The organism is Pseudomonas sp. NFACC45, assembly GCF_900113505.1.
Taxonomy (GTDB): Bacteria; Pseudomonadota; Gammaproteobacteria; order Pseudomonadales; family Pseudomonadaceae; genus Aquipseudomonas; species Aquipseudomonas tehranensis.
Window position 1 is genome coordinate 64473 of sequence record NZ_FOPO01000009.1, and the last position, 12570, is coordinate 77042.

The 12570-nt window shown below is 61.7% G+C and carries 11 protein-coding genes; 4 read left to right on the plus strand and 7 right to left on the minus strand.

Annotated elements, in window-relative coordinates; all coding sequences use genetic code 11:
- Positions 1-79: 79 nt before the first annotated feature.
- A complete protein-coding gene (locus tag BM132_RS17450) occupies positions 80-574 on the plus strand; it encodes a SprT family zinc-dependent metalloprotease (protein ID WP_092457232.1) in 495 nt (164 codons plus the stop codon).
- Between the two features lie 119 nt (positions 575-693).
- On the opposite strand, the gene BM132_RS17455 is transcribed toward BM132_RS17450, so the two are convergent.
- Together BM132_RS17455 and BM132_RS17460 are read right to left on the minus strand one after the other, a co-directional pair.
- On the minus strand, positions 694-1875 hold the full coding sequence (locus BM132_RS17455; RefSeq protein WP_092457235.1) for a CaiB/BaiF CoA transferase family protein: 1182 nt from the start codon (positions 1873-1875) through the stop codon (positions 694-696).
- 306 nt (positions 1876-2181) lie between these two features.
- On the minus strand, positions 2182-3516 hold the full coding sequence (locus BM132_RS17460; RefSeq protein WP_092402712.1) for a dicarboxylate/amino acid:cation symporter: 1335 nt from the start codon (positions 3514-3516) through the stop codon (positions 2182-2184).
- Positions 3517-3848: 332 nt separating this feature from the next.
- Here BM132_RS17460 and BM132_RS17465 point away from each other — a divergent pair, with 332 nt between their 5' ends.
- Positions 3849-4847: an AraC family transcriptional regulator gene (locus BM132_RS17465; RefSeq protein ID WP_092457238.1), complete on the plus strand. Its 999-nt coding sequence runs from the start codon at positions 3849-3851 to the stop codon at positions 4845-4847.
- 161 nt (positions 4848-5008) lie between these two features.
- Here BM132_RS17465 and BM132_RS17470 read toward each other — a convergent pair whose 3' ends face one another.
- The 3 genes from BM132_RS17470 to BM132_RS17480 form a co-directional block, all read right to left on the minus strand.
- Complete coding sequence (locus BM132_RS17470) at positions 5009-6355, minus strand: ATP-binding protein (RefSeq protein WP_092457241.1); 1347 nt, start codon at positions 6353-6355, stop codon at positions 5009-5011.
- Positions 6352-7029, minus strand: coding sequence for a response regulator (locus tag BM132_RS17475; protein WP_092457244.1), 678 nt, complete (start codon positions 7027-7029; stop codon positions 6352-6354). The genes BM132_RS17470 and BM132_RS17475 overlap by 4 nt, the downstream gene beginning before the upstream one ends.
- Before the next feature lie 105 nt (positions 7030-7134).
- A complete protein-coding gene (locus BM132_RS17480; RefSeq protein ID WP_092402703.1) occupies positions 7135-7734 on the minus strand; it encodes an outer membrane beta-barrel protein in 600 nt (199 codons plus the stop codon).
- A gap of 152 nt (positions 7735-7886) precedes the next feature.
- Between BM132_RS17480 and BM132_RS17485 the strand changes: the two genes are divergently transcribed.
- Positions 7887-8678: a dienelactone hydrolase family protein gene (locus BM132_RS17485; RefSeq protein WP_092457247.1), complete on the plus strand. Its 792-nt coding sequence runs from the start codon at positions 7887-7889 to the stop codon at positions 8676-8678.
- 200 nt (positions 8679-8878) lie between these two features.
- A complete protein-coding gene (locus tag BM132_RS17490) occupies positions 8879-9604 on the plus strand; it encodes a 4'-phosphopantetheinyl transferase family protein (RefSeq protein WP_218157843.1) in 726 nt (241 codons plus the stop codon).
- A gap of 113 nt (positions 9605-9717) precedes the next feature.
- Here the strand turns inward: BM132_RS17490 and BM132_RS17495 are convergent, their stop codons facing one another.
- Both BM132_RS17495 and BM132_RS17500 read right to left on the minus strand, forming a co-directional pair.
- Complete coding sequence (locus tag BM132_RS17495; protein ID WP_092457253.1) at positions 9718-11328, minus strand: ATP-binding protein; 1611 nt, start codon at positions 11326-11328, stop codon at positions 9718-9720.
- Positions 11325-12047 carry a response regulator gene (locus BM132_RS17500; RefSeq protein ID WP_092457256.1) on the minus strand — a complete coding sequence of 241 codons (723 nt, stop codon included), beginning with the start codon at positions 12045-12047 and terminating at the stop codon, positions 11325-11327. Before BM132_RS17500 ends, BM132_RS17495 begins: the two co-directional genes overlap by 4 nt.
- Between the last annotated feature and the right edge of the window lie 523 nt (positions 12048-12570).

The window sequence follows — 12570 nt, forward strand, 5'->3', positions numbered from 1 at the left end:
GAAACGACCACTGGGCGTCTGGGCGATTCGCAACGGCCGGCGCTTGCGGCATACTCGAGCCTCTGGAGACCCGTACAGCATGCTTGAGCAACTCAATACCCGCGTCGAAGAGTGTTACCAACAAGCCGAAACCTTTTTCAAACGTCCTTTCAAACGTCCCGTGGTCAGCTTCAAGTTGCGTGGCCAGAAGGCCGGCGTCGCGCACTTGCATGAAAATCTGCTGCGCTTCAATCCACAGTTGTACCGGGAAAACGCCGAAGACTTTCTCAAGCAGACCGTCGCCCACGAGGTTGCGCACCTGATTGCCCATCAGCTGTTTGGCGAACGCATTCAGCCCCACGGCGAAGAATGGCAACTGATCATGCGCGGCGTTTACGAACTGCCGCCCAACCGCTGCCATACCTACGAGATCAAACGCCGCAGCGTGACCCGCTACATCTACACATGCCCCTGCGACGGCAGCGACTTCCCCTTCTCGGCCCAGCGTCACAGCCTGGTGGGCCAGGGGCGCCGTTACTTGTGCCGCAGTTGTCGCAATACCTTGGTGTTCAGTGGGGAGACGCGGGTGGAGTAGCTGGTTCTTGTGGTGTCTGGGCCGGCCTCATCGCGAGCAGGCTCGCTCCCACAAGGGTTTGTGAACGCCATAGATCCAATGTGGGAGCGAGCCTGCTCGCGATGAGGCCAAAAAGAGCACTACACAACCACTCCGCCAGCACGTAAGTGAGCAATCCGCTCAACACTGAACCCCAACTCCCCCAACACCTGATCCGTGTGCGCTCCCAGTTCCGCGCCGATATGCCGAGGCTCGGGCAAGCCTTCCGAGAATTTCAACGGACAGGCCATCTGCGCCTGACTCGAGCCATCGCCACGAGGCACCTGGATCACGACGTCCCGGGCCGCTAACTGGGGATGCCTGAGTGTTTCTTCCAGGCTCAGCACCGGTTCGACGCAAGCATCAACCCCCGCAAATAAACTGCAAAGCTCAGCGAAATCATGCTTCTCGAATTCGGCCTGCAGTTGCTGCTTTAGCCGCTGTTGCTGATCTGGACTGGGCGACAGCCCCTGGGCCGCCAGTTCCGGTCGTCCAAGGGTCTCGCACAACGCCTGCATGAAGGCCGGCTCCAGGCTGCCCACCGACATCCAACGGCCATCCCGGGTGCGGTAATAGTCATAGAAGCTGCCACCGTTGAGCATCTGGTTCTCCCACTCAGGTTCCACGCCGCAGGCCAGATAACCGGCACCGGCCAAAGCGTTGAGGCTGAACACACAGTCGGTCATGCTCACGTCCAGATGCTGGCCCTGCCCGGTCTGCTGCCGGGCGATCACCGCCGCCAATAGCCCGATCACCCCGTGCAGTGAGCCACCGGCGATGTCCGCCGCCTGGATGCCCAGCGGCAATGGCCCGGCGTCGGCACGCCCAGTGTGGCTGGCCAGCCCCGCCAGGGCCAGGTAGTTGATGTCGTGGCCGGCGCGGTCCTTGTAGGGCCCGGTCTGGCCGTAGCCGGTGATGGACACGTAGATCAACCGGGGATTGATCGCCTTCAAGGCTTCGTACCCCAGGCCCAGTCGCTCCATCACGCCGGGGCGGAACTGTTCCAGCAGGATGTCGTGATCGCCCAGCAACTGCTTGATCACCTCCAACGCCGCGGGCTGCTTGAGGTCCAGGGCCAGGCTGCGCTTGTTGCGGTTGAGGTAGGCATGGCTGGCCGAGACGCCCTGATCATGGGGCGGCAGTATCCGTAACAGGTCCGGGCGGGTCGGCGACTCGATGCGCAACACTTCGGCCCCCATGTCCGCCAGCAACAGCGAGGCGAACGGGCCGGGCAGCAGGGTCGAGAAGTCCAGAACCTTGAGCGATGCCAGTGGGCCTTGCATGGGCGATCTCCGAGGGATGATGGACTCAAGACTAGGCAGGGGTTGGCGGTGGGGCAATTACCGCAGGGGTCAGTCTGGCTGACCATTGCGCTCAAGGCTGGCGCAGATCCTTTGTGGCGAGGGGATTTATCCCCGCTGGGGCGCGAAGCGGCCCTCTGGCATTTGCCCGATACACCTGCGTGCATTTGTAGGGGCTGCTGCGCAGCCCAGCGGGGATAAATCCCCTCGCCACAAAAGTGTTCGCGCCTTGAGAACCCGGGCCCAATAAAAAACCCGCCGAAGCGGGTTTTTTATTGCAGCGAAAGGTTACTTCACGCCAGCAGGAGTTGGGCCTTCGGCCACGCCCAGATCGTCTTCTTCACGGGTGTCGGAGATGCCGCGACCGCCGGAAGCCAGTTCGCTCTGCAACTGGTCTACGTCCAGTTCCTTGACCCACTTGGCAACCACGATGGTGGCGACAGCATTGCCCACCAGGTTGGTCAGGGCGCGGGCTTCGGACATGAAGCGGTCGATACCCAGGATCAGCGCCAGGCCGGCCACCGGCAGATGACCCACGGCCGACAGGGTGGCCGCCAGCACGATGAAGCCGCTACCGGTCACGCCGGCCGCACCTTTGGACGACAGCAACAGCACCAGCAACAGGGTGATCTGGTGAGTCAGGTCCATCGGCGTGTCGGTGGCCTGGGCAATGAACACCGCCGCCATGGTCAGGTAGATCGAAGTGCCGTCGAGGTTGAACGAGTAGCCGGTCGGGATCACCAGACCCACCACGGATTTCTGCGCGCCCAGACGCTCCATCTTGATCAGCATGCGTGGCAGGGCCGATTCCGACGAGGACGTGCCCAGTACGATCAACAGCTCTTCACGGATGTAACGGATCAGCTTGACGACGCTGAAGCCGTGGGCCCGGCAGATGGCGCCCAACACCACCAGTACAAACACCACACAGGTGATGTAGAAGCAGATCATCAACTGACCCAATTGCACCAGCGAACCGACACCGTAGGCGCCGATGGTGAACGCCATGGCACCAAACGCACCGACGGGCGCCAGCTTCATGATCATGTTGATGATGTTGAACATCACGTGGGCGAAGCGATCGATGAAGTCCAGTACCGGCTTGCCGTAGGCACCCAGGCGATGCAGGGCGAAACCGAAGATCACCGAGAACATCAGCACTTGCAGGATATCGCCATTGGCGAACGCGCCGACGATGGTGTTCGGGATCACGTTGAGGATGAAGGCCACGATGCTCTGGTCTTTACCGGCCGAGATGTAACCGGCGATCTTGCTGGTATCCAGGGTCGTCACATCAATGTGCATGCCGGCGCCCGGTTGCACGACGTTGACCACGACCAGGCCGATCAACAGGGCGATCGTGGAGACGATTTCGAAGTACAGCAGCGCGTAGCCACCAGTCTTGCCCACCGACTTCATGTTCTGCATGCCGGCAATACCGCTGACAACGGTACAGAAGATGATCGGGGCGATGACCATTTTGATCAGTTTGATGAATCCGTCACCCAGCGGTTTGAGGGCAACGCCGGTCTGCGGATAGAAGTGGCCAAGCAAAATGCCGATGGCAATGGCTACGATCACCTGGAAATACAGGGATTTGTACAGTGGCTGACGAGTCGTCATGGCAAACCTTCCTCAAGCGTCCCGTGTGACAACATCCACCTGTCGTCCACGAAACCTCAATTTCGAACCCTCCTGCATTGGAGGGATTTGTTTTGGCGGCTGCACGGTGGCAGACCTGCGGATGCCTATCGCAAGGCCCATGCCATTTTCGGGAAAATGCCTACAACCCTTTAGCCACAAGGGCTACACATCGTTAAACACGCCTAGTCACCCACACACAGATGGCGGATTCCCGCCCACACGGCAGTTCTCGCTCCGGAATTTGGCGGATATCCGCCTTGTCGCGCCGAAGCCCCCTGCTACCATCGCCGCTCAATAAACGGATTCCTGCCATGCGCCAACGCACCATCGCCAGCCACTTCGCCCGCGCCGCCCTGGGTGGCGCGCGCCGGCAAGGTTTCGATTACGTTCCCTTGCTGCAAGAGCTGGGCATCAGCCCCGAGCTGTTGGACGAGCCGCGAGCACGCCTGGCGCCCGCGCAGTTCGCCAGCCTGTTGCAGGCCTTGCGGCTGGCACTGGGGGACGAATATTTGGGGTTTGGTCGGGCCCCGAGTAAACCCGGGACGTTTGCCATGATGTGCCACGCGTTGATCCATTGCCGGACCCTGGGCAAGGCGCTTCAGCGCGGGTTGTTGTTCTACAGCCTGTTCCCCGACGCACCGAGCCTGACACTGGAGGCCGAAGGGGAGCGGGTGCGCTTGAACCTGGATGAATCGACACTGCGCGACCCCGACCATTTCCTGGCCGAAAGCCTGCTGGTGATCTGGCATCGCCTCGGCAGTTGGCTGATCGGCCAGCGGATCGGCCTGGAACAGGCGACCTTCAGTTATGCCAAGCCGGCCCATGGGGCCGAGTACGATTTGTTATTCCCCTGCCCGCTGGTGTTCCAGGCGCAACGGTGCAGCCTGTTATTTCACAGTCGCTACCTGGATATGCCGTTGTTGCAGGACGAACGAACCCTCAAACACTTCCTCGAACACTCCCCCGCCGACCTGCTGTCACGCCCTGACGATGGCAACAGCCTGACCAGCCAGTTACGCCGCCTGCTCAGCCGCGACGCCGCACGCTGGCCGGATCTGGACACCGTCGCCGCGCATTTGCACATCAGTCCGCAAACGCTGCGTCGGCATCTGCGGGAGGAAGGCACCAGCTTCCAGGAACTCAAGGATCAGTTGCGGCGGGATATCGCCATCTACCATCTGGGCCGCGCCGACCTGTCGTTGCAACAGATTGCCGAACAGTTGGGGTTCTCCGAGCCGTCGGCTTTTCACCGGGCTTTCAAGAAATGGACAGGGGTGACGCCGGGGGCTTATCGGGAGCAGGAGAATTGAGTGATGACATCCAACTTCTGTGGTGCGCCTGCCGGCCCCTTCGCGAGCAAGCCCGCTCCCACAGTTGATCCGCGGTGAACACAGATTTGTGACTACTGAAGATCCAGTGTGGGAGCGGGCTTGCTCGCGAAGGGGCCCGCCGGCACAGCGAAACATTCCAGTCAAACCACCGAAAAAAGAATCCTGAAAGCCGCCCCGCCCAGCTCGGAATCTCCCAGGGTCAACCGGGCGCCGTAGCTTTCGATGATGTCTTTGACCACCGCCAGTCCGATGCCCTGCCCCGGATGCTGGCGATCCAGGCGCTCGCCACGCTGCAGAATCCGTGCGCGTTGATCCGGCGGCACACCCGGCCCGTCATCCTCGACACACAATTCAATGCCGCCGAGGGTCTGATGCACGCTGATGCGCACCTCGCCCAGGCACAGCCGATAGGCGTTTTCCAACAGATTGCCGAGCATTTCCAGCAAGGCGCCCTGCTCGATTGGCACATGGCACTGCTCCGGCAGATCGAAGCTGACGTTGACACGTTTGTCGCGATAGACCTTGTCCAGCGTATCGCACAGGCTTTGCAGCACCGGGCGCAAGCGCACCTGATGGCGCACCAGACCGCTTTTGCGCAGGCTGGCGCGCTGCAACTGATAGCCGATCTGCTGGCTCATGCGCTCGATCTGGCTTTGCAGCACCCAGGCCTGCCCACGGTCCTCGGCGCGCCGGGCCATGTCTTCACTGACGCCTTGCAGCACCGCCAGCGGGGTTTTCAGGCTGTGGGCCAAATCATCAAGGGAGTCACGATAGCGGCTGCGCTGTTCCCGCTCGCCCTGCAACAGGCGGTTGAGAGAGCCGGTCAGGCGCAACAGCTCCCGCGGGTGCTCGGTGCTGAGACTTTCCCGGCTCCCGCTTTCGATTTCGTCCAGTTCCTGGCTCAGGCGCCTCAACGCGCGAAGCCCCCAGCTCAGGCCAATCCACAACAGGGCCAACAACACTGCCAGGGCGGCACCAAAGCCCAGGTAGAGATTTTCCCGCAGGCCGTCGAGCGTCACTTCGTAATCGCGCACCGGTTGCAGGGTGACGAAACTGAACGCCGCGCTCTGCCCGCCGAGCAGTTTGACTTCGACGTCGTAGACGAAAAATTCCTGGCCGTTGTCTTCGCGGATACGCGCGAACTGATTGCCCTGCCCGTCGTAGCGCGGCGCGTAGTTGATGTTCTCTTCCCGAGTGGCCTTGGACCGCCACACCAGACGCCCGTCACGATCATAGATGTAGCCCAGCAGACGGGCGTCGGCGAGGTTAAAGCGCTCATCGGGCAATTGCGCCGGCATCTTCAAGCGGTTGTTTTCCACGCGGGCAGCGGAAATGAGCGTGGTCACGTCCGACGCCAGGCGTTGTTCGATGGACTCCTGCAGAGCCAGGCTGAACGCGCCTTGCATGGCCGGCAGCAGTGCGAGCATGAACAACACCGCCAGGGTCATGGCGGCCAGCATCAACCGCAGCCGTAGCGAACGAATCACTGGCAACGCTCGTTGAACAGGTAACCCAGGCCCCGTACGGTTTCGATGGGCTTGAAGCCGGCCGGGGCTTCCAGTTTGCGCCGCAGGCGCCCCACCAGCACTTCGATGACATTAGGATCACGCTCGTCGTCATCCGGATACAGCTGCTCCATCAAGCGGTCCTTGGCGACCACCTGCTGATGATGGCGCATCAGGTATTCCAGGATCCGGTATTCATAAGCCGTCAACGCCAACGGTTCATCGCCAAGCGACGCCTGCTTGCGATTGAGGTCCAGCAGCAACGGACCGGCGACGATGGTCGATTGGGTGAAACCACTGGAGCGGCGCAACAGCGCATTCAGGCGGGCCTCCAGTTCCTCGAACTGGAACGGCTTGACCACGTAGTCGTCGGCACCGGCCGCCAGGCCTTCGACCTTGTCCTGCCAGTTGCCGCGGGCAGTCAGGATCAGGATCGGGAAGGTCTTGTCTTGGGAGCGCAACCGGCGGATCAGCTCCAGCCCGCTGATGCCCGGCAGGCCCAGGTCGATCACCGCCAGGTCGTGATTGAACTGCGCGACCTGATACAAGGCCTCTTCGGCATTGGCCACGGCCTGCACCACATGGCCGCTGTCGGTGAGACGGGTTTGCAGGTGATGACGCAGCAAGGCTTCGTCTTCGACGACCAGTAGTTTCATGGGCTCTCCCAGGCAAATCGAACAATCCAGTGATGCACATCGGTTCTCGTAAAGGGCGCCGGATCGTCTTGGGCCGATCCGGCTGACCACGCTCGCCCGCCAAGCTTAGAACGTGTAGTTGGCGGAGAGATAGGTTTGGGCACTGCTGGTCAGGTCCAGCGACCCGACCTTGGCGCCACCGTGGGGACTCATTTCGGTGCTGGCGTTGCTGCGCAGGTAACGGTAACCCAGTTCCAGCGAGGTGTTCTGCGAGACTTTCTGCACGACGCCGGCCTGCAAGCCCACCGCATAACCGATGTCACTGTCGCGGCTGAAGCCAGGGGAGTCCTGGGTCAGTTTGGTCAGGCCCGCCGTACCACCCCCGAACAGTTTGGTGGTGCCGGTGACCGGATAGAACACATCGTAGCTGCCCAGCAGATTTTCCTGACGCAATTTGATGCCATTGTGAGTGCCCGAAACGTTGTCGTACGTGGCGTAGTAGCGACCCTGGTCGTTTTGCCGGCCCAGTCGGACGCCATAGGTGGTGTCCTTGCCGATGATACCGTCGGCGTTCGGGTGATTGAGGTTAGCGTTCAGCGCGTCGGACTTCTTGACCTTGTCGCTGGTCTGGCCGAGGGTCAGGCTGGCGAAGTTGTCATCGGCGTGGGCCATGGCGCTGGCGCCCAGCACCGTGAAAGCCAACAGCAGAGTTTTCATGTGAGTCATGTTCAAGCTCCTGTGCAACGTGGGTGGTTTGTGAAGTCGCAGCCACGTTAACCAACCGTCCCTGAATGGCCCTTGAACGTTCTCTGAACCTGCGCTGAATGAATCGGCTAGAGTGTTCTGTCTCACCCCTGCATTTATCAAGGAGATCCGTCATGCACAGGTTGCTTGCTGTTGTACTTCTGGCCTTTAGCGCTGTGAGCCACGCCGCCATCCAGACCCAGGAGATCCCCTACACCAGTGCCGACGGCACCAAACTGATTGGTTACTACGCATACGACGACGCGGTCAAAGGCCCGCGCCCGGGCGTGGTGGTTGTGCATGAATGGTGGGGGCTGAACGATTATTCCAAGCGCCGCGCCCGTGACCTCGCGGGCCTGGGCTACAGCGCCCTGGCCATCGACATGTACGGCGACGGCAAGAACACCGAGCATCCCAAGGACGCCATGGCGTTCATGCAGGCCGCCCTCAAGGACGGCAAGGCCGCCAGTGCGCGGTTCCAGGCCGGGCTCGACCTGCTGAAGAAACACCCCCACACCGACCCGGACAAAATCGCCGCCATCGGCTACTGCTTCGGAGGCAAGGTGGTGCTGGATGCGGCGCGCCAGGGTGTTGCGCTGGCCGGTGTGGTGAGCTTCCACGGCGCGCTGGTCACCAATACCCCGGCGACACCGGGCAGCGTCAAGGCCAGGATCCTGGTCGAACATGGCGCGCTGGACAGCATGGTCACCCCGGACAACGTCACCGCGTTCAAGAGCGAAATGGACAAGGCCGGTGCCGACTACAAATTCGTCAACCTTGAAGGCGCCAAACATGGCTTCAGCAACCCGGATGCCGACCGCCTGAGTCACGGTGAACATGGCGGGCCGGACATTGGCTATAACAAAGAGGCCGACGAAAAATCCTGGGCGGACATGCAGAAGTTCTTCAAGAAGATTTTTGGCTGACGCATCACCCGTAGCAGAGAACTTTGTGTCCCCCGGTAGGAGCTGACGAGTGCAACGAGGCTGCGATCTTGTCCCAGGCCATTGAGTCGCGATCAAGGATCAAAAGATCGCCCGAACGCGGCCCGAGCCTTCGGCAGCTCCTACGGGGCCAATTGCGTCGCCACTATCCAGTTCCAAGGCAACCCGGCAAAATGCCGGGCATGAACGCACTCCCCAACCTGCCCGCCTGCTGCACGCCTCTGGATGATCAATGGCTGTTGCCCGAAGCCTTGTCCGATACAGTGCTGCTGAGCACCTGCTTTGATCCACTGCTGCTGACCGGCAATGACTTCCCCAACAGCGCTATCGAACCACCGGCGAGCATTCAGCGTTCGGTGGCCAAGCGTCAGGCGGAATTCCTGGCCGGGCGGATCTGCGCCCGGGCGGCTCTCCATCAGTTGGACGGGCAGATCTGCGTGCCGGCCATCGCTGACGACCGCGCCCCGGTATGGCCGGCCCATGTCAGTGGCTCGATCACCCACAGCACTGGCCGGGCAGCGGCCATCGTCGCCAGAAAAGACCATTGGCATGGACTGGGCATGGACCTGGAAAACCTGCTCGACCCCGAGCGCGCCGAGCGTCTGGCCGGTGAAATCCTCACGCCGCCGGAACTGCTGCGCATGGCCGCGACCCCGCAAGATGACCGGGCATTGCTGGTGACCCTGACCTTTTCCGTAAAGGAAAGCCTGTTCAAGGCGTTGTACCCGATCGTCAGGCAGCGCTTTTATTTCGAGCATGCCGAAATACTGGAGTGGACGCACGACGGACAGGTCCAGCTGCGGTTGCTCACCGACCTGTCGGCCGAGTGGGGTCATGGCCGTGAGCTGTCGGCGCAGTTTGGTGTGAAGGATGGGCAGTTGTTGAGTCTGGTGGGGATCAAGGCCTGAGCATTGTGGCGCTTTTCAGGCCCTCATCGCGAGCAGGCTCGCTCCCACATTGAAATGCAGTCTCCTGTGGGAGCGAGCCTGCTCGCGATGAGGCCACACAAGCGCCGCACCTCTCAGGACCTATCCTGATGCCTCGGCCAGCTCAAGCTGAAGCAGGCCCCGCCCAGACTCTTGCTCTTGCCGATCAACGCCCGGCCATCGTGCCAATGGATGATCCGCCGCACGATCGACAGCCCCAATCCATGGCCACCTGAAGCACGGGCCCGGCTGTCGTCCAGGCGCAGGAAGGGCTTGAAGATCCGCTCCCACGCCGCCTCCGGCACGCCGGGCCCGTCGTCCTCGACGTCGACCCGACAACGTAACTGACCCACTTGGTAACTGACCGTCACCCGGGCGCTGGCGTGACGCATCGCATTGCTCACCAGGTTCTGCAGGGCCCGATGCAGGAAGCGCGGCTCGGCCTCGACCCAGGCGCCATCGCAATCAGCGGCAGACAGGCACAGGCCACGCTCGACCGTAATCCCGGCCCGAAGCGGCCCCAATTCTTCAATCACCTGATTGACCAGCGCATCCAGATCCACCCGCTGGAAGTTCAAGGCCGGCGATCCCTGCTCCAGTCGCGCATAGGTCAGCATCTCGTCCACCAGCCGATCCAGGTCTTCGATGTCGTGATCCATACCCGCCAGGTATTTGTCCCGGGCCTGGGGTGTGGTGGCGCTGCCGATCATCTCCAGACCAAAACGCAGGCGCGCCACCGGGGTGCGCAACTCATGGGACACCGCGCGCACCAGCTCCCGCTGGATCGCCAATAACTGCTGCAAGTGCTCGGCCATGCCGTTGAACGCGGCGGCCAGTCGTCCTACCGAGTCGGCACCGCGGGCCGGCACTCGGGTTTCCAGGCTGCCCTGGGCGATCTGAGTAGCGGCCGATTCCAGACCACGCAGGCGCCGCTCCAACTGGCGCACCAACAGGTAAACGATCAGCCCGATCAGGCTCAACCCCAGCGCCGCGATCAGCACCAGCCACTCAGGCGGATAAGGATTCATCTGGTACAACGGGCCGATTTCCAGCACCCACGGCGTACCGACCATGCCGGCGAACACCCGGATCGAGTCACCGCCCTTGCCCAGCGCCATGACCGTATCACCCTCGGCCACGCGACGACGCTGGTCTTCGTCCATGTCCGCCTGCGCGATGGTCATCAGCTGCAGGTCAAACCCGAAGCCTTTTTCCTGCTTGAGTTGCGCCAGGCGTTCAGGCTGCTCGGCCACCGGGTAGCGCACCAACTCATCGGCCAGCAGGTAGATAGTTGCCCGAGCCAGTTGCTCGCTGATCTGGCGGACTTCCCCGACCAGCATCAGTTTTTCGCCGTCGCTGACCAGCCGATAGACTTTTGCCGCATGGGGCCCGGTCTGCTCCACCAGAGCCTGGCCGCGCATGACACGGGTGCGCTGGCCGAGATCCAGATCGGTCTGGGCGTAAGTCTGCAACGCCAGGGGAATGCCCAGCAGGCGCTCCCACACCGCCAGGGCCCGGCGTCGCTCGGTGTCGTTCATGGGCCGCAGATTATCGGCCATCAAGGAAAACGTGCCGTGGGCCAGACGCTCGCGGTACTGCTCACTGCGAGTCTGGTTGAGTAAATGCAGGGCCAGCACGCCGAGCACCGCCACCAGCACCAGGGCCGCGCACATGCCGCCGTAAATGCGCAGGAAGATCGAGTTCACGGCGTCGGGTCTACGCAAGCTTCGGGAACGAACAGGTAACCCTTGCTGCGGATGGTCTTGATCAGCCGTGGATGGTCCGGGTCGTCGCCGATTTTGGGGCGGATGCGCGAGATGCGCACGTCGATGGAGCGGTCCTGGCCGTCGTAACCGATGCCACGCAGGGCAGTGAAGATTTCTTCCCGGGAGAGGATGCGTCCGGCATTGGACACCAGCAGCCACAGCAGATCGAACTCGGCACTGGTCAGCTCGATACCGTGGTCTTGCAGCCAGGCTTCGCGCAAGGCGTTGTCCACCACCAGCGGACCGAATTGCAGGCGCCGTGGTTTTTGCGGCGTGGCCGGTTCCGGTTCGCTGCGTCGCAACAGGGCCTGGACCCGGGCCAAGAGCAGGCGTGGCCGTACCGGTTTGCAAACGTAATCGTCGGCGCCCAGGTCCAGGCCCTGGATCTGATCGGTGTCATCGGTGCGGGCGGTGAGCATCAGGATCGGCCCGTCGTAATGCTCGCGCACCTTGCGGCAGATGCTCAAGCCGTCCTCGCCGGGCAGCATCAGGTCGAGGATTACCAGGTCCGGCTGCTCGGCAATGATCCGTGCTGCCGCCACCGCACCGTTGCCTTCAATGGCCACGCGCAGGCCGTTGCTTTCCAGGTACTCGCGCGTCAGCTCGGCCAGCCGCTGGTCATCCTCGACGATCAATACCTGCCAGGCTTCTTGTTCCACGGGGGGACCTCTTACGGTGAATACCTAATAAGGAAAGGCGTACCACTCTCCTTGTGGGAGCGAGCCTGCTCGCGATGGCGGTGTATCAGTCAGAGCCGATGTTGAACGCACCGCCGTCATCGCGAGCAGGCTCGCTCCCACAGGTAGGGTTCTGCGCTGCTCCTCTTTTTGTCATGTTAAAGGAGGATAAGCATGCTCATGCACGGGCCGATTGTATAAACGTCGGCCCTGCATAAAACAAGCGGACAAATGCGTTCGGTCGCGCGGGATTTGTGTGGTAACGTCCGCGCCCGCAAAAAACACTGGGCTGTTTTCGGATCGTCAAAACGATGAAAAAAGGTCCACTCCAGCAAGGTCGCGGCCTACAGAGCGGTTCCACGTTTCGCACACAAATTACGCACAGGCTTATCCACAGGTAGCACGTTGCATTCATCCCCCAAAACGCATTATCTTGTAGCCCGTCGCGCAAAAAACCCTACATGTAGGGTTTTCAGCTAAAAACCAAACACAAGTCGGACAGAGA